Below are 24415 nucleotides of genomic sequence, written 5' to 3'. Positions count from 1 at the left end.
CTGCACGTCGACGTGCAGGGAAAGACCGTGCTGCCAGGCCTGATCGATGCGCACGGCCACGTCTTCGGCCTGGGGACCATCGCCAGCGGCGTGATGCTGTACGGTTCCGCGTCGCTGCCGGCTGCCGTGCAGGCCGTGGGCGACTTCGCCAAAGCGCATCCCGAGCGCGGCTGGATCATCGGCAGCGGCTGGAACCAGGAAATCTGGAAGCTGGGACGCTTTCCCACGGCGGCGGAACTTGATGCGGCGGAAAGCGCGCGGCCCGTGTGGCTGCGCCGCGTCGATGGCCACGCGGGCTGGGCCAACAGCCGCGCGCTGGCGCTGGCCGGCATCACGCGCGACACACCCGATCCGGCCGGCGGCAAGATCGTCCGCGACGCGGACGGCAAGGCCACCGGCGTGCTGGTCGACAGTGCCATGGACTTGATGGATGCCGTGCTGCCCAAGCCCGGCGACGTGGAAAACCGCGCCGCCCTTGATGGCGCGCTGTCGCAGCTGGCGCAGGTGGGCCTGACCAGCGTGCACGATGCGGGCATCGGCCAGATGCAGGACCGGCTGTTCCGCGACTATGCGGACCGCGGCAAGCTGACGGTGCGCGTGTACGGCATGATCTTCGATACGACGGAGGACTTCGACGCGCTGTCGAAAAACGGTCCCCTGAACAGCTACGCGCGCGACATGTACGCCTTGCGCGCCGTCAAACTGCTGTCCGACGGCGCCCTGGGCAGCCGCGGCGCGGCCCTGCTGGCGCCCTACAGCGACGATCCTTCCACCCGCGGCCTGCTGTTCTACCCGGACGACGCCATGCGCGCGAAGATGGAAAAGGCCATGCGCGCCGGCTACCAGGTGAACGTGCACGCCATCGGCGACGCGGGCAACCACCAGATCCTCGACGGCTACCAGGCCCTGATCGCGCAGTACCGCAGCGCGGGCCTGCGCCACCGCATGGAGCATGCGCAGGTGGTGCAGTTGAGCGATATCCCCCGCTTCAAGACCCTGGGCATCGTGCCGTCGATGCAGCCCACGCACGCGACGTCCGACCAGAACATGGCGGAGCAGCGCGTGGGGCATGAACGCATCAAGGGCGCGTATGCGTGGCGCACCTTCCTCCAGCAGGGGTCGCGCATCGCCTGCAGTTCGGACTTCCCCATCGAGTCGCCGAACCCGTTCGAAGGCATCCACGCGGCCGTCACGCGGCAAAACAGCGCAGGGTTCCCGGCCGGCGGCTGGTATCCGCAGCAAGCCATGACGGTCACCGAAGCGCTGCGCTGCTTCACGCTCGATGCCGCCTGGGCCGCGCACCAGGAAAAGGTCATCGGCACCCTGGAAGCGGGAAAATGGGCGGACTTCATCGTCGTCGACCAGGACCTGTTCACCGTGGCGCCGGCCGTCATCGGCAAGACGCAGGTGCTGCAGACGTGGGTGGCGGGCAAGCGCGTGTACGAGAAAAAGTAAAGGCGTGGGTCAGGCCCGCCGGGTCTGACCCCAAGGAAAAATCTGTTGACTTGGTTGTATAGACAACCTATGCTGGGAGCACAAGAGCGGGCCACGCATGTCCGCTCGCACCCTACGAGGAGACAGCATGAACAGCACCATGGACACCGATCCACGCTTTGATGCCAGCCGTGTCATCCGCGCCCCGCGCGGCACGGTCATGGCGTGCAAGAGCTGGCAGGCCGAGGCGGCCTACCGCATGTTACAAAACAACCTGGACCCGGAAGTGGCGGAAAACCCGCAGCACCTGGTCGTCTACGGCGGCATCGGCCGCGCCGCCCGCAACTGGGCCTGTTTCGACCAGATCCTCGCCTCCTTGCGCGAACTGGAAGACGACCAGACCTTGCTGATCCAGTCCGGCAAGCCGGTGGGCGTGTTCCGGACCCACGCGGACGCGCCGCGCGTGCTGATCGCCAACTCCAATCTGGTGCCGAAATGGGCCAACTGGGAACACTTCAACGAACTCGATCGCCAGGGCCTGTTCATGTACGGCCAGATGACGGCCGGCAGCTGGATCTACATCGGCACGCAGGGCATCGTGCAGGGCACGTATGAAACCTTCGCCGAAGCGGGCCGCCAGCATTTCGGCGGCGACTGGGGCGGGCGCTGGATTTTGACGGCGGGCCTGGGCGGCATGGGCGGCGCGCAGCCGCTGGCCGCCACCATGGCGGGCGCCGTCTCGCTCAATATCGAATGCCAGCAAAGCAGCATCGACTTCCGCCTGCGCACGCGCTACCTGGACAAGCAGGCGGCCAGCCTGGATGAAGCCCTGGAACTGGTTAAGTATCACACCGAGCGCAAGGAAGCCATTTCCATCGGCTTGCTGGGCAACGCGGCCGAAGTGCTGCCGGAACTGGTGCGCCGCGCGAAGGCGGGCGGCCTCGTGCCCGACCTGGTGACGGACCAGACGTCCGCGCACGACCTGGTCAACGGCTATCTGCCGCGCGGCTGGAGCGTGTCGGACTGGAAGGCGGCGCAGCAGGACCCGCAGCGCCACGCGCGCCTGACGGTGGCCGCCGCCGATTCCTGCGCCGCCCACGTGCAGGCCATGCTCGATTTCCACGCCATGGGCGTGCACACTGTCGATTACGGCAACAATATCCGCCAGGTGGCGTTCGACCAGGGCGTGCAGAACGCCTTCGACTTCCCCGGCTTCGTGCCCGCCTACATCCGCCCGCAATTTTGCGAGGGCCGGGGGCCGTTCCGCTGGGTAGCCCTGTCGGGCGACCCGGAAGACATCTATAAAACGGATGCGAAGATCAAGGAGCTGTTCCCGCAGCACAGACAGGTACACCACTGGCTGGACATGGCGCGCGAGCGCATCGCCTTCCAGGGCCTGCCGGCGCGCATCTGCTGGCTGGGACTGGGCGAGCGCCACATCGCCGGCCTGGCGTTCAACGAGATGGTGCGCACGGGAGAGCTGAAGGCGCCCATCGTCATCGGCCGCGACCACCTGGACACGGGTTCCGTCGCCAGCCCGAACCGCGAGACGGAAAGCATGAAGGACGGCACGGATGCCGTGTCCGACTGGCCGCTGCTCAACGCCATGCTCAATACGGCCGGCGGCGCCACCTGGGTCTCGCTGCACCATGGCGGCGGCGTGGGAATGGGGTATTCTCAGCATGCGGGCATGGTCATCGTGGCCGACGGCAGCGAAGCGGCGGCGAAACGCCTGGCGCGCGTGCTGGTCAACGACAGCGGTTCCGGCGTGATGCGCCATGCCGATGCCGGCTATGAAACGGCGGCCGCCTGCGCCAAGCGCAACGGCCTGATTCTTCCCATGCTTCCTTGAGACCTTGATCCGAATGACTATGACACAGCATGCCAAAAGTTGGACCCTGAAGCCGGGCGCGATGACCCTGGCCGACCTGCGCGCCGTCTGGGCCGCACCCGCCAAATTGATCCTCGCTGCCGAAGCCTATCCCGTCATCGAGGCGTCGGCCGCCGCCGTGCAAGCCATCGTCGCCAAGGGCGATGCGGCCTACGGCATCAACACGGGTTTCGGCCTGCTCGCCAAGACGCGCATTCCCGATGAAAAGCTGGAGCAATTGCAGCGCAACCTGATCCTGTCGCACTCGGTGGGCACGGGCGAACTGCTGTCGGACGCCGTCGTGCGCCTGATCATGCTGATGAAGATCGGCAGCCTGGCGCGCGGCTTTTCCGGCGTGCGCCCGCAGATCGTCGACACCCTGATCGCCCTGTACAACGCGGGCATCATGCCGGCCATTCCCGCCAAGGGTTCCGTGGGCGCTTCGGGCGACCTGGCGCCGCTGTCGCACATGACCCTGGCCATGCTGGGCGTGGGCGAGGTGCGCGTCAACGGCGAACTGATGGCGGCGCCCGAAGCGCTGGCGCAGGCGGGCATCGCCCCCGTGGTGCTGGCGGCCAAAGAGGGCCTGGCGCTGATCAACGGCACCCAGGTGTCGAACGCGCTGGCGCTGCATGGCCTGTTCATGGCCGAGCGCCTGCTGGAAGCGGCCATGGTCACGGGTGCGCTGTCGCTCGACGCGGCCAAGGGCAGCGATGCGCCGTTCGATGCGCGCGTGCACGCCGTGCGGGGACAGCCGGGGCAGATCCTGGCCGCGCAGATGTACCGCCAGCTGGTGGCGCACAGCGCGATTCGCGCCTCGCACCTGGAAGGGGACGAGCGCGTGCAGGACCCGTACAGCCTGCGCTGCCAGCCGCAGGTCATGGGCGCCTGCCTGGACCTGATCGGCAACGCGGGCCGCACCCTGCTGATCGAAGCCAATGCCGTCACGGACAACCCGCTGATCTTCCAGGATGGTCCCAACGGCCAGGCGGAAATCGTCTCGGGCGGCAATTTCCATGCCGAGCCGGTGGCCTTTGCTGCCGACACCTTGGCGCTGGCGATTTCCGAAATTGGCGCGCTGGCCGAGCGCCGCATCGCGCTGCTGATCGACGCCACCCTGTCCGGCCTGCCGCCCTTCCTCGTGCGCGACCCGGGCGTCAATTCCGGCTTCATGATCGCCCACGTGACGGCCGCCGCGCTGGCGTCGGAAAACAAGTCGCTCGCGCATCCGGCCAGCGTCGACAGCCTGCCCACGTCCGCCAACCAGGAAGACCACGTGAGCATGGCCACCTTCGCCGGGCGCCGCCTGGACGATATGGCGCACAACACGGCCGTCATCGTCGGCATCGAGCTGTTGGCCGCCGCGCAGGGCATCGATTTCCACCGTCCGCTGAAAACCTCGCCGCACCTGGAGCACGTACACCACCAGCTGCGCCAGAGGGTGCCGTTCTTCGATGCCGACCGCTTCTTCGCGCCCGACATCGAGGCGGCCAAGCAGATGGTCTTGCGGGGCGAGTTGAGCACCACCTGCAAGAGCCTGTTCGCCCCGCTGTACGCCTAGACATGAACTGACGCCCGGCCGGCCCTCGGGCAAGCGCCGGGCGCAAGGAGACAAGCATGGATTTCCGCTTCAACGAAGGCAGCATCCCGCTGCTCGTGTCGATGCCCCACGTGGGCACCGACATACCCGACGATATCGCCGCGCGCATGACGCCGCAGGCCTTGCTCAAGGCCGACACGGACTGGCATCTGCGCGAGCTGTACGGTTTTTTGCAGGAGATGGACGCGTCTGTGCTGTCGGCGCGCTGGTCGCGCTACACCATCGACCTGAACCGCCCGCAGGAAGACACGAACCTGTACCCGGGCCAGGACACGACGGGCCTGCTGCCCAGCGATACCTTCCACCGCGAAGCGCTGTACCAGGCTGGCAAGGAGCCCGATGCGGCCGACGTGCAGCAGCGGCTGCAGCGCTACTGGGCGCCGTACCACCGGCAGCTGGGCGCGGAACTGGACCGGCTGCTGCGCGTGCATGGCGCCGTGGTGCTGTGGGATGCCCATTCCATTGCCTCGCGCGTGCCGCGCTTCTTTGACGGCAAGCTGCCCGACCTGAACTTCGGTACGGCCGACGGCGCCAGCTGCGATGCCGGCCTGACGTCTGCCGTGGTCGATATCGCGCGCGCGCAGGAACAATTTACGGTGGCGCTCAATGGCCGCTTCAAGGGTGGCCACATCACGCGCCATTACGGCCAGCCGCAAAGCCGCGTGCATGCGATCCAGCTGGAGATGTGCCAGTGCCTGTACATGGATGAAGCGGCGCCGTTCGGCTACCGGCCCGACCTGGCGGCGCAGGTGCAGCCGCTGCTGCGCCGCATGATGGAAGCGGCCGTGGCATGGGTGGCGCGTTGAGCACGGCCCTGTTTGCCCGCCACGCGCTGCTGCCGCAGGGCTGGCGCCGCGACGTGCTGCTGGAATGGGATGCGGCGGGCGATCTGACGGCGGTGGCGGAAAACGCCGCGCCGCCTGCCGGCGCCGAAGTGGCCGAATACGTCTTGCCCGGCATGGTCAACCTGCATTCGCATGCCTTCCAGCGGGCGCTGGGTGGCATGACGGAGATGGCGGGTGACGGGCCGGACAGTTTCTGGACGTGGCGCGAGCTGATGTACCGCTTCGCGCGCCACATCACGCCGGAACAGATGGAAAGCATCGCCGCGCAGCTGTTTGCCGAATGCCTGCGCCATGGCTACACGGCGGTGTGCGAATTTCACTACCTGCAGCGCGATGCGGCCGGCGCGCTGTATGCGCGTCCCGCCGAAACGGCGCAACGGGTGCTGGCCGCGGCGCGTCTCAGCGGCATCGGCATGACCATGCTGCCCGTGCTGTACAGCCATGCGGGTTTCGGCGAGCAGCCCTTGAAAGCCGAGCAGGCGCGTTTCCGCACGGATGCGCAGGATGTCTTGCGCATCGTCGAGGCGCTGGCGTCGCAGCGCGGCGGGCAGGTGGAAGTGGGCTTTGCCCCGCATTCGCTGCGCGCCGCCGGCGTGGCGCAGATCCGCGAAGTGGCGCAAGCGCTGCCGGCGGATCGCCCCATCCACATCCACATCGCCGAGCAGCAGGGCGAGGTGCGCCAATGCCTCGACTACAGCGGACGGCGCCCGGTGCAGTACCTGTACGACCAGGTCGGCGTCGATGCGCGCTGGTGCCTCGTGCACGCCACGCATGTGCAGCCCGACGAGGTGGCGCTGATGGCTGCCAGCGGCGCCGTGGCGGGCCTGTGCCCGACGACGGAGGCGAACCTGGGCGACGGCCTGTTTCCGCTGGCCGACTTCATCACCGCCGGCGGGCGCTTCGGCGTCGGCAGTGACAGCCACGTGTCGCAGTCGCCCGTCGAGGAATTGCGCTGGCTCGAATATGGCCAGCGTTTGCAGCGCCAGCAGCGCAATGTCGCCGCCACGCCGGACCAGCGCCGCGTGGGAGATTATCTGTGGCAGGCGGCCCTGCGGGGCGGCGCGCAGGCGGCAGGGCGCAAGCTGGGCGCGCTGGCGCCGGGCTGCCGCGCCGACCTGCTGGTACTCGACGACGCCCACGTGAACCTGTGCGGCGTGGCTATCGAGGACGTATTGGGCAGTTTTCTCTTCTGCGGCAACGACAACCTGGTGCGCGACGTGCTGTGCGGCGGCCAGTGGCAGGTGCGCGGCGGGCGCCACGTGGCGCAGGATGCCATCGCGGCCGCCTACAAGCGTACGCTGGCGCAACTGAGGGCGCTCTGATGGCCACCTTCATCCCCCATGAATGCCTGCGCGCCGCGCCGTGGAAAAATGGCGGCGGCAGCACGACGGAAATCGCCATCGCGCCGCCCGATGCGGGCTTCGATGATTTCGACTGGCGGGTCAGCCTGGCGACCATCACGGCCGACGGGCCGTTTTCCAGCTTTCCCGGTATCGACCGCAGCCTGATGCTGGTCGATGGCCCCGGCGTGCAGCTGACGCTGGATGGCGCGCGCACGGTGGCCTTGACTGCGGCGCAGCCCATGCTGTGGTTTCCCGGCGAGGCGGCCGTGCTTGCACAGGTCAAGGGCATCACGACGGATTTCAACGTGATGACGCGGCGCGACCGCTGCCGCCACCAGCTGGAGAAAATCACGGCGCCGGGCAAGCTGGCGCGGCGCAGTGCGGCGACCCTGCTGTTTGTCGCCGGCGACGGCGCCGTGCTGGCGCGCGCGAACGGCCAGCAGTTCGCGCTGGCCCGCTATGACGCGCTGCTGCTCGACGCCGACGATGCGCAGGAGTGGCAGCTCGACGCACTGCAGCGCACGGCCATATTGCGCGTCGATTTATTCATGTGAAGGAAAGCAGATGCAAGACTGGGATATGGTCATCCATAACGTCCACCTGGCCACCATGGAGCATGGCTACGGCGAACTGCTCGACGCGGCCATCGCCGTCAAGGATGGCCGCATCGCCTGGTTCGGCCCCGGCGACGAGCTGCCCGCCAGCGGCGCCGTGCTGCACGACGGCCAGGGCTGCTGGCTGACGCCCGGCCTGATCGACTGCCATACGCACATCGTCCACGCGGGCAACCGCAGCGACGAATTCGAGGCGCGCCTGAATGGCGCCAGCTATGAAGACATCAGCCGCGCCGGCGGCGGCATCATGTCCACCGTGCGGGCCACGCGCGCGGCCAGCGACGACGAACTGCTGCGGCAAAGCCTGCCCCGCGTGCTGGCGCTGCTGGCCGAGGGCGTGACCACCCTGGAAATCAAGTCCGGCTACGGTCTCGATGGGGACAGCGAAGCGAAGATGCTGCGCGTGGCGCGCCGGATAGGGCAGCAGCTGCCCGTCTCCGTGCGTACCACTTTCCTGGGAGCGCACGCGCTGCCGCCCGAGTATGCGGGCCGGGCGGACGCCTATGTCGACCTGCTGTGTGCGCGGATGCTGCCCGCGCTGGCCGGCGATGGCCTGGTCGACGCCGTCGACGCGTTTTGCGAGCGCATCGGCTTTACGCCGGCGCAAACCGAGCGGGTATTCGCGGCGGCGCAGGCGCTGGGCCTGCCCGTGAAACTGCATGCGGAGCAGCTGTCCGACCTGGGCGGCGCGGCCCTGGTCGCCCGCTATGGGGGCCTGTCGGCCGACCACCTGGAATTCCTGTCGCAAGACGGCGTCGCCGCCATGGCGCGCCACGGCACGGTGGCCGTGCTGCTGCCGGGCGCGTATTACTTTTTGCGCGAGACGCAGCCGCCGCCTGTTGCGGCCTTGCGCGCGGCCGGCGTGCCGATGGCCGTGTCCACCGATTGCAATCCGGGCACCTCGCCCATGACGTCATTGCTGCTGGCGATGAACATGGCCTGTACCTTGTGGCGTTTGACGCCGCAGGAAGCGCTGGCCGGCTGCACGCTCCACGCGGCGCGCGCGCTGGGCCTGCAGCAGGAAACGGGCAGCCTGGCCATCGGCAAGCGCGCCGATTTCGCTCTGTGGCGCATCGCGCGTCCGGCCGATCTGGCGTATGCGCTGGGCCTGAACCCGTGCGCGGGCGTGGTGCATGGCGGTGTCTGGCGCGCGCCGGTGGTAAGCTTGCCGGATTGATCATCCGTCCGGAGCGCCGCGTGCGTCTTGTCTACCTGCTGTTGATGCTTGTTTTCGCCGCCGCTCCCGCGCACGCCCTGGATGGCGGCACCTTGAAGGTGGGCTCGAAACGCTTTACGGAATCCTACATCCTCGGCGAAATCCTCCGGCAGAGCGCCGCGCCGCACGTCAAGGCGGAGCACCGCCAAGGCCTGGGCAACACGGCCATCGTGCTGGCCGCGCTGCAGGCGGGCAGCATCGACGTGTATGCCGAATACCAGGGCACCATCGCCAGCGAAATCCTCAGGCACGACAAGCCCATCGACCTGGCGCAGATGCGGCGCGAACTGGCGCCGCTGGGCCTGGGCGTGGCCGTGCCGCTGGGCTTCAACAATACCTATGCGCTGGCCATGCGCAGCGATGAAAAATCCATCGCCAGCCTGGCGCAGCTGGCCGAGCATCCCGCCCTGAAATTCGGCCTGTCGCATGAATTCATCGGCCGGGTCGACGGCTGGCCCGGCCTGGCCGCCCGCTATGGCTTGCCGCAGCGCCCGCGCGGGCTCGATCACGGCATCGCCTATGAAGCGCTGGCGCAGCGCCAGGTGGACGTGATCGACATTTATTCGACGGATGCGAAGATCCGCCAGTATGGCTTGCGCGTGCTGGCCGACACGCAGCAGTATTTTCCCCGCTACGACGCCATGCTGCTGTACCGGCTCGACCTGCCGCCGCGCTTTCCCGCCGCCTGGCAGGCGCTGCTGGCGCTGCAGGGGCGCATCAGCGAGAGCGACATGATCGCCATGAATGCGGCCGTGGAAATCGACGGCAAGAGCTTTGCGGACGTGGCGCGGCAGTGGCTGGCCTCCGGCACGCAGACAAATACACCTGCGGCCGCCGTGCGCAGCAATCTGCTCGCTAAAATCATCGGTGACGATCTGTGGACCCTGACGCGCCAGCATCTGACGCTGGTGCTGCTGTCGGTGGCGCTGGCGTGCGCGCTCGGCATTCCGCTGGGCGTGCTGGCGGCGTTTTCGGCACCGCTGCGGCAAACGGTGCTGGCCTTCGTCGGCGTCTTGCAGACGGTGCCGTCACTGGCCCTGCTGGCGATATTGATTCCCGTGCTGGGCATGATCGGCACCGTGCCGGCCCTGGTGGCCCTATTCGTGTATGCCTTGCTGCCCATCGTGCGCAATACGTGCACGGGCATCTTGCAGGTGCCGGACGGCCTGCGCATGGCGGCCCTGGCGCTGGGCTTGAGCCGGCGCGACCGCCTGTTGCACGTGGACTTGCCGCTGGCCATGCCCGTGATACTGGCGGGCATCAAAACGGCGGCCGTGATGAGCGTGGGCACGGCCACCATCGCCGCCTTCATCGGCGCGGGCGGCTACGGCGAACGCATCACCATCGGCCTGGCGCTGAATGACAATGCCATGCTGCTGGCCGGCGCGATCCCCGCAGCCGTGCTGGCCCTGCTGACGCAAGGCTTGTTCGAGCTGGTGGAGCGCTGGGCCGTGGCCGGCCGGCAGCACTGACGGCATCACGGCTACAGCGAGTGCAGTTTCGAGCGCACGGAAACGACGGCCTGGTGCAGGATGCGTTCGGCCTGGAAGTCGTTCTCGCGCTGTTCCGCGATGGCTTGCAAGTCGCGCGTGTAGCGTTCCAGGCGGGAACGCAGATAGGCGCGGTAGATTTTCATGACGAGCGGTTTGGCAGAGACATTCATGATGTGACTCCAGTGCGTAGCGATTCGTTCATTTTGTGTGAGCGGAATGCCGCCATTTTGCGTCGCATCAAACGCGATTGTGCCGCCAACGGCGCGTGTTTGATATTCCGCAATGCCCCACCGGCCGAAGATGCCACACTGAATCTTCTCTGCGTGCACTACCCATGATTTGCCGCAGGCCCGATACCTTCAAGCATACTCAAGGAGCGTCGCATGGTCATTTTTGCCGTGGTTGCTGGCTGCATCGCCTGCCTGACAGTGTACCAAATCTATAGAAAATCGCAGGGCAGTGGTGGTGTTGCGCAACAACATATCGGCTTGCATGGCACATTGATTGAGCCACGGAAATAAACTGGCCCCCATGATGGCCATTGTTAGCAGGTTTAAGGGAAATGTAAGGCCCGGTAAGCAAATGTAAAGGTCCGGGCGGTGACCAGTCGTAGCGTTTATATTGATAACCGTTGATTGCATTCTCCCCCTCCCACTTGACAATGGGTTCACCCCGCGGTGCCGCTAGCCCGCGGGGATTTTTTTTGGGAACTTGCTGCACGGCGCGCCTTGCGGCCGGCGATGCTCACAGTAACTCATGTGCAGTTACGCTTCCCGGTCACAAACCGCATTCGCTCGTTACCGTTCCCTTTCCAATCAGGCCGACTTTGGCGTCCCCGCCGACAATTGCGTCAAGGCATCGCCAGCGACGCGGCAGATGCGCCAGTCCGGCATCACGTCCGCGCCCATGCCCTTGTAGAAATTGATCGCGTTTTCATTCCAGTCCAGCACCGACCATTCGAAGCGGCCGCAATCGCGCTCGACGGCCAGCTGCGCCAGCGCCACCAGCATCTGCTTGCCATACCCCTTGCCGCGCACCGCCTGTTGCACATACAGGTCTTCCAGGTAAAGTCCCTTGCGGCACAGGAAGGTGGAGAAATTGTGGAAGAACAGGGCGAAGGTGACGACCTTGCCGTCCTCCTCTCCCACCAGCGCTTCGCAGGCGGGGTGCGGGCCGAACAGGCTGTCGTGCAGCATGGATTCCCTGGCGATCATCATGTGTTCGAGTTTTTCAAACACGGCCAGTTCATGGATCATGCCGAAGATGGCAGCCACGTCGGATGCGGTTGCGGGACGGATGGCGAGAGGGGATGCGGAAGTATTCATGTTGCCTTTGCGGATGGAGAGGTGGAAAGGGAAGCGGCGGCGGCCGTCTTGCGCGCGCCCGTGGTCAAGGCCCAGGCCACGCTGGACAGGCACAAGGCCATGCCGACCCACTCGATGGGGGCGGGCCGGTAATGTTCGAACTGTACCGACAGCAGGACGGAAATGACGGGCGTGACGACGCCGATGTACACGGTCTTTTGCGTGCCGATGCGGGCAATTAGCGTGAAATACGCACTGAAGGCGATCACCGAGCCGAAGATGGCCAGGTACACCAAGCCCATCCAGTAACTGGGTCGCGCCGGCAAGTGCCAGGGCTGGCCCGTGGCGCCAGCCCAGATGGCCACCATGAGCGTGCCCCACAGCATGGTCCAGGCCATGGTCAGCATCACGTTGCCGGACTGTTCGCGCACCTTCATGACGAGGGCGTTGCCGGCGGTGCTGGAGATGGTGGCCACCAGCGCCAGCACGAATCCCAGCAGGAAGTGGCCATTGCCGCCGCCCATGATATCGCTCAGCGCCGCGCCGATGGACTGGTAAAACAGCAGCACGATGCCGCAGATGGCGACGAAGGCCGCGCAGCAGGTGCTCCAGGTGATGGGCGTGCCGAAGGCGATGCGGTTGAGCAAGGGCGTCCAGAACACCATCAGCGCGAACAGCACGCTGACGAGGGCGGATACCAGGTATTGCTCCGAGCTGTAGGTGCACACATAGCTGAGGGCAAACGACGCGAGGCCCTGCAGCAGCATCCATTTTTGTGCGCGCCAGGGCAGGCGCAAGGTGTCGCCGCGCAGGGCGCACCAGGCGAACAGGGTGGCGGAAGCGAGGCCGAAGCGGTAGACCACGGACACGGCGGGGGCGACATCGCCCAGCTGCAAGGTGATGGCCCAGAAGGTGGAGCCCCAGATCAGGCAGGCAATGATAAAGAGGAGAGGAGAGGACATCGCGCAAGTATACGGACATCGCGCGGGGATAGCGAGTCCCGGTCGGGCTTGCTTATGGGGGCGCGGGAAGAAACGGGCGCGACCCGGTGAAATGCGCGGGCAGGATGCAGACGGACCTTGAGCCAGCGCAGTGCCGCAGAAGAAATGTTGAATTAATGAAAATATTTATATTATTATTCAGTAAATATTTTCTTAATTGCATCAGCAAAGGAGCGCATCATGCCAGCCTCGCTGCACATCAAAGTCTGGAGCGTGCTTGTCTACGTCATCGTCGCCACCTTGCTTGCCATCTGGCTGCACGAGGGCATGTCGCCCTCGGCCTGGCTGATGGCTGCCGGCGCCTTCGGCTAAGGCGCATGCGCCGGCAAGCTGGCCAGTGGATCAGTGGGTGACGCGGGTCTTGCGGCCGTCCGACAGCAGGCGCACGCGTTCGCCCGGGCGGAACAGCTCGTCTGCATCTTGCACGATGGCGCGCATGTCGCCATTGTCCAGGCGCACGGTGATTTCCAGGCCGCGCTTGTTGGCGGCATTCGCTTCGATGCTCTGGCCGGCCATGCCGCCAGCGACGGCACCGAGGATGCTGGCCGCGATGGCGCCCTTGCCGCCGCCCACGGCCGAACCGGCCACGCCGCCCAGGGCCGCGCCGGCGAGCACGCCGGTGCCCGTTTCGCCCTTGTCGATGGTCACTTCGCGGACGGATTCAACCGTGCCCATGCGGACGGATTGCTCATTTTGTGCCTGGCGTGCATTGTAAACATTCGCCGAGTTCGGTTGAACGGCACAGCCGGCCAGGGTGGCAAGCAAGGCCACTGCAATAATTGGTGCTTTCATATGGAACTCCCTTGGACAAAAGTTGGTATGCCGATTGCGTCGACCGGCAATGAAAAAAAGTCATGACTTATCATAAGGACACTTGCCTAAGATAACTAGTTGCGAATAGTAAAAATCTGTTACGGGCACTGATGGCCGTCTGCTGCTCAATAGGCGAGCCGCAGGCGGCGGTACAGGAAACCCAGCACGAACAGCGGACCGATCAGCAAGAAGCGCAGATCCTCGAGGAACGACGGTTTCCGGCCTTCGATCTGGTGGCCGATGAACTGGCCTATCCAGGCCAGCACGAACAGCGCCAGCGACACGGGCAGGATGGTCATCGCCGGCATGGCCAGCAATATGGCGAGCATGACGGCCAGCATCCCCAGCATGCCCGCTGCAAACGGACGCGACAGCTTGTAATAATAGTATAGGGCAACAATACTGCCGAGCAGCGCCACGCTGGCGTGCACGCTCCACAGCAGGCCCAGCAGGCTGAAAACGATGAGGGGCACGCAGACGATGTGCACCCATTCATTGACGTGGTTGCGATGGCTCTCGCCATACCGGGCCAGCAGGGTGTCGATGGTACGCATGGGGCCGTCTCTTGTAGGAATGGTTATCCGGTAATTCTACACCGGCGTGTTGCCCCTGGCTTGCTGTCGGGCAGCAGGTAAAATGCTTCCCTTTGATCTTGCCGGGACCTCCGCCTTGAGCTCTTCCATTTCCGCGCCAGCGCCGCTGGACGATGCGCGCAAGCGCTGCTTCGATCCCGTGATCGACACCGGCACGCGCCTGCTGATACTGGGCAGCTTGCCCGGCGAAAAATCGCTGGCACACAGCCAGTACTACGCCCATCCGCAAAACAGGTTCTGGATGCTGCTGGGCGAGGTGCTGGACGTGGACCTGACGAGCCTGCCCTACGAGCAGCGCCTGGCCACCGTGCTGGCGCACGGCGTGGGCTTGTGGGACGTGGTGGCGCAGGCGCACCGCACTGGCAGTCTCGACAGCAATATCCGCAACCGCGACGACAACGACCTGTCCGGCCTGCTGGTGCGCTTCCCAGGCATCCGTGTCATCGCCTTCAACGGCGGCACGGCCGCCAAGGTGGGCAGGAAGATACTCGATGGGGGCGCCGCGCATTATCGGATCGTGGAATTGCCGTCGAGCAGCCCGGCTTATACCTTGCCTTACGCTGAAAAATTACGGCGGTGGCAGGTGCTACGTGGCTACTGATGTCGGCACTCATGAGCGGAAGTGTTTCTCTGGCGCGGCAATTAGATGTGCTGAATGTTGTTGCCATGTAGATACTAATGATATTCTTTGGCAGTTAACTCAATTCATAAAGGATGCCAAATGCGCCATTGGTGCTTATGTTCATTACTTGCTTGCGCAATGCTGTCAGGATGTGCTCATCAATATGTACCGTTGCAGCTGGATGAAAAATCTTTGGCGTATCCAACTTCGACCCAGGTGGATCCGGGTGGCGTGCTCGCTTACAACACCCAGGTGAATCCCAAGATCTTTCCGGTCGTGCTGCTGGTTGCTAATTCCAATAATCGCGCTTCCATTTTCGAATTCACGATGCGGACGGCACTGGCCCAGTTGAATGCCACGGATGTGTTTAACCCGGCGGAGTTCAGGAAATTTGCCGCAGATCGCCATGTCGTGCTTGACGGCGATAAGCTGGACGGCACCGCAATTCAGCGTTTTTCGAATACAGTGGCGCCTGTTTTGCTGGTTGAAGCCGTTTATCGCTTCGTTGGCGACGCCAGAATGATGGTGGGGGTACGCGTGACTGATGGCCGGACGGGAACAGTGCTGTTGGCGGTAAATCATCCTCGTACAGTATGGAATAACTTTGACTCGGAAGCCTTGTACCCCATGTTGAATCAATTGCGCCGTTGGTATCTGGCCAGTTCGAAACAATCCGCTTAAGGAATTCAGGATGAAACTCAATATCACCGTTCTTTTCTTGGCATTGATGGGCGGCGCAGTCCAGGGGGCCTGTGCGGCGGACGCGCTTGCCGCAATACCTTTTGGTCCATTTGCCGGCGATACCGGTTATCAGGAAATTCCGTTGGCGGAAAAATCCTGGTATCTGGCTGTTTTCGGTAGCCGTAAAACGGATTTGGCGTGGGTGGAAAATGGCTGGAAAACCAGGGCGGCACAATTGTGCTCCAGCATGCATGAAAATTACTTCGTGGAAATGCGCTATGTCGGCGAGCGCATTCTGATCGATGAAAAAGTAGTGCGCCGTGAGGACAGCGACGTAAGCCGATTTATGCGCACGGTGGGCGCCACTTATATTCCCATTATCGTACCCAGCGGTCCTCGTGAGATTGCCGATTATGTCATTCCAGGCAAGCAGGCTCCCATAGTCTGCGTGCAGAACCCGGAGCTATTAAGCGACAAGACGCGTGCCGTGAGCGTGCAGGAAGTGCTGAAGCAAACCCGGTAGGATAATTTGATCAGCCAGTGATTAAATAAAAGAGTTTTACTGCAGGCGAGCCAGTCCATGCCGCGCGAGCCGTACGCTTGATGGAAAAACTCCGCGTCTATTGCGCCGGTGTCACATTGGCCAAGATATCAAGCGCTTCGGCCGGTTGGCGTTGGAATCGGCGGGTGCGGAGGTCCTGCCGAGCGCCGCCATGCCGTGTGGGCGCGGCATCGTGGATGGTGGGATGTGCTTGTAGAAGCACATCACAGGATAAGCTGCGTCACTGCAATGACAAGCACCTGCTCGCATTGCTTTCTCGTTTGCCCGATCTGGCGACTATCGCGGCTAACGGCATCACGGCGGCGCGCCTGGCACGGAAAGTGCCGGGCCGGCACGCGATATGCTATCGCTTCGTTCAGCCGTCGCCGAGCATTCCTGCCGACACTTTGCCCGATTCCGAAAAATTGCGGCTCTGCCAGCTGTTACGCGAGTAATGGCGGATAAGGTCTGCACAAGAGGTAAAACGGCGCGTATCAGTGGATGCGCGGGCAGGCGTGCTGATGGCAATGTGGCGGGCGCACGGCTGTGCGAGGTCGTTATCGTTGCTCCGTATCGTCAACTTCCAAGGTGTCCCGTGCGCCGCCCGGTTCCCTGTCGCAGGGGGAGCCGGCAGGCGCATCGTAGCCATTTTCCGTCTGCGATTGCTGTGCAAGTTCTCCAAGGATTTTCCACTGTACTTCGCCCGGCCTGACAGATTCAGCGGCGTCAGCTTGCGCGACGCTGGCCTCCTTCTTCAGGTCAGCGGCGATGCAGGGAAGAAGGCGTCCCCTTTGCGCGGTCTGTTGTTTCCACGCCCATCGACCACCCCCACTTGCTTTTTGCGCTTGCTTTTACTGATATATTACATTTAATATTCTGATATATCAGAGTGCGCCAGTTTGGTGCCACCACAAAAACACAGTGCGATGCCAGTCGCGCGCAGCAAGGAGATGGCTACGATGACCGAGTTCATGAATCAGGATTTTCTTCTCACCACCGAGACGGCCCGCAAGCTGTACCATGAAGTGGCGGCCGACCTGCCGATCATCGATTACCATTCGCATTTGCAGCAGGGCGAGATCGCCAGCCGCAAGACCTTCCGCAACATCGCCGAGCTGTGGCTGGCGGGCGACCACTACAAATGGCGCTTGATGCGCACGGCCGGCGTGGCCGAGGAATTCATCACGGGCGAACGCTCGGACCAGGAAAAATTCCGCGCCTTCTGCAAGGTGCTGCCACTGGCCATCGGCAATCCGATCCACCACTGGAGCCACCTGGAACTGCGCCGCATCTTCAATATCGACCTGCTGATCAACGAAGCGAATGCGGACGCCATCTGGGAACAGGCCAACGCCATGCTGGCCACCATGGACACCTGGTCGCTGCTGGAACAGGCGGGCGTGGAAATCGCCTGCACCACCGACGATCCTGCCGACGACCTGCTGCAGCACGCGGAAATCGCCGCCTCCGGCCTGAAGACGCGCGTGCTGCCGGCCTACCGTCCGGACAAGGCCATGCGCATCAACCAGCCGCGCTTCCCCGAATACCTGCAGCGCCTGAGCGCCGTGGCCGATGTTCCCGTCACCTCGTTTGCCTCGCTGATCGCCGCGCTGGCCGTGCGCGTGGAATTCTTCCATTCGCGCGGTGCGCGCATCTCCGACCACGCCGTCGACGTGACCCTGCCCGTGCAGGCGGCCAGCGCCGAGGAACTCGAAGCGCTGTTCGCCAAGCGCCTGCAAGGCACCCTGCTGAGCGACGTGGAAAACGGCCTGTACCTGCGCGGCCTGCTCGAAGCGATCGGCCGCGTGTATGCGAACTACGGCTGGACCATGTGCCTGCACATCGGCGCGCAGCGCAACAACAACGACCGCATGCGCGGCTTGCTGGGTCCTGACACGGGCTACGACTCGATCTCGGACATGAGCTGCAGCGCCGGCCTGGCCTCACTGCTCAACGCGCTGGACCTGGACGACCGCCTGCCGAAGACCATGCTGTTCTGCCTGAACCCGAACATGAACGAAGTGCTGTCTACCATGGTCGGCAACTTCCAGGACGGCACGGTGGCCGGCAAGCTGCAATTCGGCCCGGCCTGGTGGTTCAACGACCACAAGGAAGGCAACCTGCAGCAGCTGGTGGGCTTCGGCAACCACAGCGTGCTGGGCGTCTTCGTCGGCATGGTGACCGATTCGCGCAGCTTCGCCTCCTACCCGCGCCACGACTACTTCCGCCGCCTGGTGTGCCGCCAGATTGGCGAATGGGTGCACGGCGGGGAGTACCCGAACGATTTCGAGGCGCTGGCCACCATCGTGCGCGGCATCTGCTACGAAAACGCGCAGAAGTATTTTCAGCTGTAAGCCCTTAGCCGCCGCCAGGAATTAGTCATGCAAAAAGTGTTGTGTATCCATCCAGAAGACGACATGCTGGTCGCCTTGTCCGATCTGGCCGCCGGCGAGGTGGTGAACTGGGAGGGTGAGTCCATCCTCATCAGCAGTGCCGTGAAGACCAAGCACAAGCTGGCGCGCCGCGCCTTCGCGGCCGGCGACATCCTGCGTCTGTACGGCGTCCCCGTCGGCAAGGCCACGGTGGCCATCCGCCGCGGCGAAGCCGTCACCACGGAAAACCTGCACCATTACGCGGCCGAAGTGGAACTCGAGCCGCAAGCGCCGTACAGCTGGACGCCGCCCGACGTGGCGCGCCTCGATGGCGCCACCTTCCCTGGCGTGATGCGCGCCGACGGCAGGGTTGGCACGGCCAATTACTGGCTGATCTTCCCCCTCGTCTTCTGCGAAAACCGCAACGTCGAGCACCTGCGCAACGCGCTCGAGGCGCCGCTGGGCTACACGCGCAACGACCTGGCGTCGTTCACCCTTTCCCTGCTGGGCGAGGACATGGAAGCGCCGAAGCCCGTCGTGCGCCCGTTCCCGAACCTGGACGGCGTGCGCATCATCACGCACAACGGCGGCTGCGGCGGCACGCGCGCCGATGCGCGCTCGCTGTGCAAGATCCTCTCCGCCTACGCCGACCACCCGAACGTGGCCGGCATCACCGTCTTCAGCCTCGGCTGCCAGAATGCGCAGATCGCCATGTTCCAGGACGCGCTGGCGAAACAGAATCCGCACTTCGACAAGCCTTGCCTGATCTATGAACAGCAGAAATGGGACAGTGAAGAGGCCATGATGAAGGCCGTGCTGACGGATACCCTGGCGCAGCTGAAGGAAGCGAACAAGGTGCGGCGGCAGCCGGTGCCCCTGTCGCACCTGAAAATCGGCGTCAAGTGCGGCGGCTCGGACGGCTTTTCCGGCATCTCCGCCAATCCGGCCATGGGCCTGGTGTCGGACATGGTGGTGGCCGTGGGCGGCTCGTCCATCTTGGCCGAATTCCCGGAACTGTGCGGCGTCGAGGCGAACCTGATCGAACGCTGCGAAAACGACGACGACAAGCGCCGCTTCCTGGGCCTGATGCGCGATTTCGAAGCGCGCGCCGAAGCCGTGGGCACGCATTTCGCCGACAATCCCAGCCCTGGCAACATCCGCGACGGCCTGATCACGGACGCCATGAAATCGGCCGGCGCGGCGAAGAAGGGCGGCACTTCGCCCATCGTTTCCGTGCTCGATTACGGCGAGCAGAGCCCGAAACCGGGCCTGTCGCTGCTGTGCACCCCGGGCGGTGACGTCGAGTCGGTGACGGGCATCGTGGCTTCCGGCGCCAACGTGGTGCTGTTTTCCACGGGCCTGGGCACGCCGACGGGCAACCCCATCGTGCCGGTGCTGAAAATCTCCAGCAACACGCGGGTGGCGAAAAAGCTGTCGGACCTGATCGACTACGACTGCGGCCCCGTGATCGACGGCACGCCCCTGCCGGAAGTGGCCAACGGCCTGTTCGACATGGTGGTGGCCACCGCCGGCGGCCAGTACCAGGCCAAGGCGGACCGCCTGCAGCAATATGACTTCATCTTCTGGAAACGCGACATTTCACTGTGAACGACATTCCCATGCAAGCATTGCGCCGCAGCGCGCCGTTCGACCTGCCGATCAAGATCCTGCAATTCGGCCAGGGCAATTTCATGCGCGGCTTTTTTGACTGGCAGGTCGACCTGCTCAACGAACGCACGGGCCTGAACGCGGGCGTGGTGGTGGTGCGTCCGCGCGGCGGCAGCGCTACGCCCCTGCTCGACGTGCAGGACGGCCTGTTTACCACCGTCGTGCGTGGCCTCGACGAAGACGGCCAGGCCGTCAGCACCTGCCGCACCATCACCTGCGTGCAGCGCGAAATCGATCCGGCCACCATGTATGGCGACTACCTGGCGCTGGCCAGCCTGCCGGAGCTGCGCTTCATCGTCTCGAACACCACGGAAGCGGGCATCGTCACCAACGACAGCGATGCCTTCGACGACGCGCCGCCGTCGAGCTTCCCCGCCAAGCTGGCGCGCCTGCTGTTCGACCGCTACGCGTATTTCGAGGGCGACCGCACGAAAGGCGTCGTGCTGCTGCCGTGCGAGCTGATCGAACAGAATGGCCCGGCCCTGAAGGCGGCCGTGCTGCACTTCGCCCGCCTGTGGCAGCTCGAGGCGGGTTTTGCCGACTGGATCGGCAATGCCTGCGTCTTTTGCTCGACCCTGGTCGACCGCATCGTCACCGGCTATCCGCAGGAAGATGCCGCCGCCATCGAGGCGCAACTCGGCTACCGCGACCAGTTCCTCGTGGCCGCCGAATACTATTATCTGTTCGTCATCGAAGGCCCGGCAGCGCTGGCCGATGAACTGAAACTGGCGGGCGCGGACCTGAATATCGCGCTGGTCGACGACATTACCCCCTACAAGAAGCGCAAGGTGGGCATCCTCAACGGCGGCCATACGGCGCTCGTGCCGGTCGCCTTGCTGGCCGGACTCGAGACGGTGGGCGCGGCGGTCAACGACCCGCAGGTGGGCGGCTACCTGGCCGACACCCTGGCGCAGGAAATCATTCCCGCGCTGCCACTGCCGCAGGACGCATTGCAGCAGTTCGCGCGCGACGTGCTGCTGCGCTTCCGCAACCCTTATATCCAGCACCGCCTGGCGTCCATCGCCCTGAATAGCTGGAGCAAGTTCGCCGCGCGCATCGCGCCGCAGCTGCTGCGCTACGTGGAACTGCATGGCCGCCTGCCGCAACGCCTGGTGCTGGCGCTGGCCGCCACCATGCGTTTGTACCGCGGCGACGTCATCGCCCTGGCCGACGATCCCGCCACCCTGGCGTGGTTCAGCCAGGCCTGGGCCGATGTCGATGCCGGCCGCCTGAGCGTGCCGCAGCTGGCGCAGGGCTGGCTGGGGCAGGAAAGAATGTGGGGCCGCGACTTGAACGCGGTGCCAGGCCTGGCGCACGCCGTGGCCACGGCCTTGCAGGACATCGCCTCGCACGGCATGCGCGGCGCCTTGCAGGCCGTGTAGGACAGCCGGACCGCAACACAGTACTACCGCAGCACCCATAAGAACCGAGGCCGAAGGCACTTCCCCAGGAAGGCTGAACGGCCCAAAAAGTGGCGGCGCAGTTGCGCCGCCTTGGATGGATAGAGGGAGACAACATGACTAAAATACGCGGCATGCGCTGGTGGATGGTCGGCCTGGTGACGGCTGGACTGATCGTGAATTACCTGGCGCGCAATACCTTGTCGGTGGCAGCGCCCACGATGATGAGCGAGCTCAATATCACCACGCAGCAGTACTCGTACATCGTGGTGGCGTGGCAGGTGTGCTACGCGCTGATGCAGCCCATCGCCGGCTACGTCATCGATGCCATCGGCACCAAGATCGGCTTTGCCGTCTTCGCCCTGGCCTGGTCCGTGGCGTGCGCCTGCGCGGCCATGGCGACGGGGTGGCAAAGCATGGCGCTGTTCCGCGGCATGCTGGGCCTGACCGAGGCGGCCGGCATTCCCGCCGGCGTGAAAGCGACCACCGAGTGGTTCCCCGCCAAGGAGCGTTCGATCGCCATCGGCTGGTTCAACATCGGCTCCTCGATCGGCGCCCTGTGCGCGCCGCCGCTGGTGGTGTGGACCATCCTGCACGGCAGCTGGCAGATGTCCTTCGTCATCGTCGGCGCCATCGGCATCGTCTGGACGGGCCTGTGGCTGGCTTTCTACAAGCATCCGCGCGACCAGAAACTGCTGTCGGACAAGGAGCGCGACTTCATCCTGGAAGGCCAGGAAGCGACGCACCACAGCGACAAGGCGCCCAAGGCGCGCTGGCACCAGATCGTCCGCAGCCGCAATTTCTGGGCCATCGCCATCCCGCGCTTCCTGTCCGAACCGGCCTGGCAAACCTTCAATGCCTGGATTCCCCTGTACATGGCCACCGAGCGCCACATGAACATCAAGGAAATCGCCATGTTCGCCTGGCTGCCCTTCCTCGCCGCCGACATCGGCTGCGTGCTGGGCGGCTACCTGAGCCCGTGGTTCCACAAGTACTGGAAGGTGTCGCTGTTCACCTCGCGCAAGCTGGTCGTCGTCGTCGGTGCCGTGTGCATGATCGGCCCGGCCTGCATCGGCCTCGTGGCCAGCCCGTACGCGGCCATCGCCCTGCTGTGCGTGGGCGGCTTTGCCCACCAGACGCTGTCGGGCGCGCTGTATTCGATCACTTCCGATGTCTTCGGCAAGAATGAAGTGGCCACGGCCACGGGCCTGGCCGGCATGTCCGGCTACCTGGGCGCGACCATCTTTACCCTGGTGTTCGGCGTGCTGGTGACCCTCGTCGGCTACAGCCCCCTGTTCATGCTGCTGGCCGTGTTCGACCTGGTGGCCGCCGCCGTCGTCTGCCTGCTGATACGCGAAAAGATGGCGCCCGGCGTGCCGCTGGCCAAGCCTGCCTTCAGCACCTGACGACCATCCCTGAATTTTTCCCGCCGTTTTCCTGCACCGCGCGGTGCGGCGGGGAGCCGTTTTTTTGATGTTTATACATATGCGCCAATGAAGGCGCGAGAAGAGGAGAAGCACATGACACCACAGAACAACCGTTGCACCCGCCGGGTCCTGGCGGCGGCGATCCTGGCCGCCCTGTCGGGCGGCGCGCTGGCCGAAGGCATTCTGGAAAACCGCCACGTCGAGACCCGCATCTACGGTTTCCTGAACGGCGAGATCGAATCGGTGAAAGCCGTCGGCGGCGCCACGCCGTACGCCAGCCGTGGCCGCATTTCGGACGGCAATTCGCGCATCGGCTTTGCTGGTTCGATCGGCCTGCGCGACGACTTCCGCGGCATCTGGCAGATCGAGGGCAGCCTGAACAACTTCGACGAAGGCGGCGTGAATGGCCAGGGCAAGTCGGCCACCATCGAATCGCGCAATACCTTTGTCGGTATCGAGAGCAAGCGCTTCGGCCGCTTCATCGTCGGCAATAACGATTCCGTCTACCGCAGCCTGGTGGGCTCGGGCGGCGCGCTGGGCGGCAACCTGGGTCTGACGGTGCAGGGCGTCGACGTGTGGAACAACACCTCGGCCCAGTTGAGCGGCAACGCCGACAGCCTGTTCGGCCGCGGCGAAGCGCGCTACAAGAACTCGGCGCATTACCTGTCGCCGGAATGGCGCGGCTTCCAGGCCGGCGCTTCCTACGGCTTTGACGAGCAGCGCACTTCGGGCGACGACCGCGCGCGCTACTCGCTGGCGGCCAAGTACAGCATCGGCGCGTTTTCCATCGGCGCCGGCTACGACCGCCAGCAGAACACGGGCGTGGACGTGGAAAACCTGTCGAAGGGCTTCGGCATGCGCAACACCACCGTCAGCGGCGTGAACACCTCGTTCTACAAAGTGCTGGCGACGTACAAATTCCCCACCAAGACCTCGGTCGGCCTCGGTTTCGAGTCGGGCAGCTATGGCTATGCGGTGCAGTCGCTGCCCACCCCGGGCAACATCTACACCTCGCTGACCACGGGCAGCATGAAACAGCGCTCCGTGATGGCGTCGCTGAGCCAGGAAGTGGGCTACGACGTGACCGTGATGCTGGCCGCCGGCAAGCTGGGCAAGCTGGACAACACCACCTTCGCCAAGCCGGACGATTTCGGCGCGACGCAGATTTCCCTGGGCGCGACCTACAAGATCGACGAGCAGTTCATGCCCTACGTGTACTTCACGCGCATCAACAACAAGTCGCAGCAAAACGTCAACCTGGGCCAGTCGCCGCTGCACAGCAATAATTCGGGCCAGGACGATGCCTTCCTCGCGCCAGGCAATTCGCCGCGCGCCGTCGGTTTCGGCTTCATCGCCCGTTTCTGAAGTAGTCCGGCGCAAGCCGGGACACCGCCGGCCACCGGTTCCAGCGGAACCGCGTGAGCGGCTTATTTATACAGCGTTGCCACCTCAGAGCGGCGCTTATATCAGGAGATGCATTCATGAAGTCAGGTAGCAAAAAACTCAACTCAGGCTGGACGCAGGCATGCGTCGCATTGCCCTTGGCCGCCATGCTGGCCGCTTGCGGCGGCGGTGGCA

General features: G+C 64.6%; 23 protein-coding genes. 18 read left to right on the top strand and 5 right to left on the bottom strand.

Annotated features, from left to right (window positions below):
- The 8 genes from EBS11_RS25165 to EBS11_RS25130 form a co-directional block, all read left to right on the top strand.
- Nucleotides 1-1455: amidohydrolase (locus EBS11_RS25165; RefSeq protein WP_290607651.1), on the top strand; the 1455-nt coding region annotated here is incomplete at its 5' end.
- Between the two features lie 127 nt (nucleotides 1456-1582).
- The gene (gene hutU, locus EBS11_RS25160) at nucleotides 1583-3286 is read left to right on the top strand and encodes a urocanate hydratase (RefSeq protein ID WP_290607649.1); all 1704 of its coding nucleotides are present in this window, start codon (nucleotides 1583-1585) and stop codon (nucleotides 3284-3286) included.
- A gap of 19 nt (nucleotides 3287-3305) precedes the next feature.
- The gene (gene hutH, locus EBS11_RS25155; protein ID WP_290607647.1) at nucleotides 3306-4865 is read left to right on the top strand and encodes a histidine ammonia-lyase; all 1560 of its coding nucleotides are present in this window, start codon (nucleotides 3306-3308) and stop codon (nucleotides 4863-4865) included.
- Nucleotides 4866-4921: 56 nt separating this feature from the next.
- On the top strand, nucleotides 4922-5710 hold the full coding sequence (gene hutG / locus EBS11_RS25150; protein ID WP_290607645.1) for an N-formylglutamate deformylase: 789 nt from the start codon (nucleotides 4922-4924) through the stop codon (nucleotides 5708-5710).
- Entirely contained in the window at nucleotides 5695-7071 is a 1377-nt protein-coding gene (locus EBS11_RS25145; RefSeq protein WP_290607643.1) for a formimidoylglutamate deiminase, read from the top strand. The genes hutG and EBS11_RS25145 overlap by 16 nt, the downstream gene beginning before the upstream one ends.
- Entirely contained in the window at nucleotides 7071-7646 is a 576-nt protein-coding gene (locus tag EBS11_RS25140) for a HutD family protein (protein WP_290607641.1), read from the top strand. Before EBS11_RS25145 ends, EBS11_RS25140 begins: the two co-directional genes overlap by 1 nt.
- Before the next feature lie 10 nt (nucleotides 7647-7656).
- Complete coding sequence (gene hutI, locus EBS11_RS25135; RefSeq protein WP_290607639.1) at nucleotides 7657-8883, top strand: imidazolonepropionase; 1227 nt, start codon at nucleotides 7657-7659, stop codon at nucleotides 8881-8883.
- Nucleotides 8884-8927: 44 nt separating this feature from the next.
- Nucleotides 8928-10394 carry a glycine betaine ABC transporter substrate-binding protein gene (locus EBS11_RS25130; protein ID WP_290607653.1) on the top strand — a complete coding sequence of 489 codons (1467 nt, stop codon included), beginning with the start codon at nucleotides 8928-8930 and terminating at the stop codon, nucleotides 10392-10394.
- Nucleotides 10395-10405: 11 nt separating this feature from the next.
- Here the strand turns inward: EBS11_RS25130 and EBS11_RS25125 are convergent, their stop codons facing one another.
- Nucleotides 10406-10585, bottom strand: coding sequence for a hypothetical protein (locus EBS11_RS25125; RefSeq protein ID WP_034746290.1), 180 nt, complete (start codon nucleotides 10583-10585; stop codon nucleotides 10406-10408).
- 213 nt (nucleotides 10586-10798) lie between these two features.
- Between EBS11_RS25125 and EBS11_RS25120 the strand changes: the two genes are divergently transcribed.
- On the top strand, nucleotides 10799-10936 hold the full coding sequence (locus EBS11_RS25120; protein WP_290607637.1) for a hypothetical protein: 138 nt from the start codon (nucleotides 10799-10801) through the stop codon (nucleotides 10934-10936).
- Nucleotides 10937-11230: 294 nt separating this feature from the next.
- Here the strand turns inward: EBS11_RS25120 and EBS11_RS25115 are convergent, their stop codons facing one another.
- Entirely contained in the window at nucleotides 11231-11740 is a 510-nt protein-coding gene (locus EBS11_RS25115; protein WP_290607635.1) for a GNAT family N-acetyltransferase, read from the bottom strand.
- A complete protein-coding gene (locus EBS11_RS25110; protein WP_290607633.1) occupies nucleotides 11737-12681 on the bottom strand; it encodes an EamA family transporter in 945 nt (314 codons plus the stop codon). The genes EBS11_RS25115 and EBS11_RS25110 overlap by 4 nt, the downstream gene beginning before the upstream one ends.
- 219 nt (nucleotides 12682-12900) lie before the next feature.
- On the opposite strand from EBS11_RS25110, the gene EBS11_RS25105 reads away from it, so the two are divergent.
- Nucleotides 12901-13032 (top strand): hypothetical protein, encoded by a 132-nt coding sequence (locus tag EBS11_RS25105; RefSeq protein ID WP_290607631.1) that lies wholly within the window; start codon nucleotides 12901-12903, stop codon nucleotides 13030-13032.
- 30 nt (nucleotides 13033-13062) lie between these two features.
- On the opposite strand, the gene EBS11_RS25100 is transcribed toward EBS11_RS25105, so the two are convergent.
- Together EBS11_RS25100 and EBS11_RS25095 are read right to left on the bottom strand one after the other, a co-directional pair.
- Complete coding sequence (locus EBS11_RS25100; RefSeq protein ID WP_092796614.1) at nucleotides 13063-13512, bottom strand: glycine zipper 2TM domain-containing protein; 450 nt, start codon at nucleotides 13510-13512, stop codon at nucleotides 13063-13065.
- 146 nt (nucleotides 13513-13658) lie between these two features.
- Complete coding sequence (locus tag EBS11_RS25095) at nucleotides 13659-14087, bottom strand: Mpo1-like protein (RefSeq protein WP_290607626.1); 429 nt, start codon at nucleotides 14085-14087, stop codon at nucleotides 13659-13661.
- 115 nt (nucleotides 14088-14202) lie between these two features.
- On the opposite strand from EBS11_RS25095, the gene EBS11_RS25090 reads away from it, so the two are divergent.
- The 8 genes from EBS11_RS25090 (at nucleotide 14203) to EBS11_RS25055 (ending at nucleotide 24202) form a co-directional block, all read left to right on the top strand.
- Nucleotides 14203-14727, top strand: a complete 525-nt coding sequence (locus EBS11_RS25090) for a DNA-deoxyinosine glycosylase (RefSeq protein WP_290607624.1) — start codon at nucleotides 14203-14205, stop codon at nucleotides 14725-14727.
- A gap of 120 nt (nucleotides 14728-14847) precedes the next feature.
- Nucleotides 14848-15429, top strand: coding sequence for a hypothetical protein (locus tag EBS11_RS25085; RefSeq protein WP_290607622.1), 582 nt, complete (start codon nucleotides 14848-14850; stop codon nucleotides 15427-15429).
- 10 nt (nucleotides 15430-15439) lie between these two features.
- On the top strand, nucleotides 15440-15952 hold the full coding sequence (locus EBS11_RS25080) for a hypothetical protein (RefSeq protein WP_290607620.1): 513 nt from the start codon (nucleotides 15440-15442) through the stop codon (nucleotides 15950-15952).
- A 977-nt stretch (nucleotides 15953-16929) separates the two neighbouring features.
- Nucleotides 16930-18324: a glucuronate isomerase gene (uxaC, locus tag EBS11_RS25075; protein ID WP_290607618.1), complete on the top strand. Its 1395-nt coding sequence runs from the start codon at nucleotides 16930-16932 to the stop codon at nucleotides 18322-18324.
- Nucleotides 18325-18351: 27 nt separating this feature from the next.
- Nucleotides 18352-19950 (top strand): altronate dehydratase family protein, encoded by a 1599-nt coding sequence (locus EBS11_RS25070; protein WP_290607616.1) that lies wholly within the window; start codon nucleotides 18352-18354, stop codon nucleotides 19948-19950.
- Nucleotides 19951-19961: 11 nt separating this feature from the next.
- Nucleotides 19962-21392: a tagaturonate reductase gene (locus tag EBS11_RS25065; RefSeq protein WP_290607614.1), complete on the top strand. Its 1431-nt coding sequence runs from the start codon at nucleotides 19962-19964 to the stop codon at nucleotides 21390-21392.
- A 134-nt stretch (nucleotides 21393-21526) separates the two neighbouring features.
- Complete coding sequence (locus tag EBS11_RS25060) at nucleotides 21527-22816, top strand: MFS transporter (RefSeq protein WP_290607612.1); 1290 nt, start codon at nucleotides 21527-21529, stop codon at nucleotides 22814-22816.
- Nucleotides 22817-22930: 114 nt separating this feature from the next.
- Nucleotides 22931-24202, top strand: coding sequence for a porin (locus EBS11_RS25055; protein ID WP_290607610.1), 1272 nt, complete (start codon nucleotides 22931-22933; stop codon nucleotides 24200-24202).
- The last annotated feature ends 213 nt before the right edge of the window (nucleotides 24203-24415 follow it).

The organism is Janthinobacterium sp. (genome assembly GCF_009923995.1).
In the GTDB taxonomy this organism is placed as follows: Bacteria; Pseudomonadota; Gammaproteobacteria; order Burkholderiales; family Burkholderiaceae_D; genus Janthinobacterium.
Note: the sequence above shows the minus strand (reverse complement) of the source record. Positions and strands in the feature narration are given on the sequence as shown.

Coding starts and splice junctions, on each gene's coding strand:
- EBS11_RS25055 (WP_290607610.1), top strand. CDS start 22,931: ATGACACCACAGAACAACCGTTGCACCCGCCGGGTCCTGGCGGCGGCG.
- EBS11_RS25085 (WP_290607622.1), top strand. CDS start 14,848: ATGCGCCATTGGTGCTTATGTTCATTACTTGCTTGCGCAATGCTGTCA.
- EBS11_RS25105 (WP_290607631.1), top strand. CDS start 12,901: ATGCCAGCCTCGCTGCACATCAAAGTCTGGAGCGTGCTTGTCTACGTC.
- hutU (WP_290607649.1), top strand. CDS start 1,583: ATGAACAGCACCATGGACACCGATCCACGCTTTGATGCCAGCCGTGTC.
- EBS11_RS25110 (WP_290607633.1), bottom strand. CDS start 12,681: ATGTCCTCTCCTCTCCTCTTTATCATTGCCTGCCTGATCTGGGGCTCC.
- uxaC (WP_290607618.1), top strand. CDS start 16,930: ATGACCGAGTTCATGAATCAGGATTTTCTTCTCACCACCGAGACGGCC.
- hutI (WP_290607639.1), top strand. CDS start 7,657: ATGCAAGACTGGGATATGGTCATCCATAACGTCCACCTGGCCACCATG.
- EBS11_RS25130 (WP_290607653.1), top strand. CDS start 8,928: ATGCTTGTTTTCGCCGCCGCTCCCGCGCACGCCCTGGATGGCGGCACC.
- EBS11_RS25080 (WP_290607620.1), top strand. CDS start 15,440: ATGAAACTCAATATCACCGTTCTTTTCTTGGCATTGATGGGCGGCGCA.
- EBS11_RS25120 (WP_290607637.1), top strand. CDS start 10,799: ATGGTCATTTTTGCCGTGGTTGCTGGCTGCATCGCCTGCCTGACAGTG.
- hutH (WP_290607647.1), top strand. CDS start 3,306: ATGACACAGCATGCCAAAAGTTGGACCCTGAAGCCGGGCGCGATGACC.
- EBS11_RS25145 (WP_290607643.1), top strand. CDS start 5,695: ATGGGTGGCGCGTTGAGCACGGCCCTGTTTGCCCGCCACGCGCTGCTG.
- EBS11_RS25065 (WP_290607614.1), top strand. CDS start 19,962: ATGCAAGCATTGCGCCGCAGCGCGCCGTTCGACCTGCCGATCAAGATC.
- EBS11_RS25140 (WP_290607641.1), top strand. CDS start 7,071: ATGGCCACCTTCATCCCCCATGAATGCCTGCGCGCCGCGCCGTGGAAA.
- EBS11_RS25125 (WP_034746290.1), bottom strand. CDS start 10,585: ATGAATGTCTCTGCCAAACCGCTCGTCATGAAAATCTACCGCGCCTAT.
- EBS11_RS25115 (WP_290607635.1), bottom strand. CDS start 11,740: ATGAATACTTCCGCATCCCCTCTCGCCATCCGTCCCGCAACCGCATCC.
- EBS11_RS25095 (WP_290607626.1), bottom strand. CDS start 14,087: ATGCGTACCATCGACACCCTGCTGGCCCGGTATGGCGAGAGCCATCGC.
- EBS11_RS25100 (WP_092796614.1), bottom strand. CDS start 13,512: ATGAAAGCACCAATTATTGCAGTGGCCTTGCTTGCCACCCTGGCCGGC.
- EBS11_RS25070 (WP_290607616.1), top strand. CDS start 18,352: ATGCAAAAAGTGTTGTGTATCCATCCAGAAGACGACATGCTGGTCGCC.
- hutG (WP_290607645.1), top strand. CDS start 4,922: ATGGATTTCCGCTTCAACGAAGGCAGCATCCCGCTGCTCGTGTCGATG.
- EBS11_RS25060 (WP_290607612.1), top strand. CDS start 21,527: ATGACTAAAATACGCGGCATGCGCTGGTGGATGGTCGGCCTGGTGACG.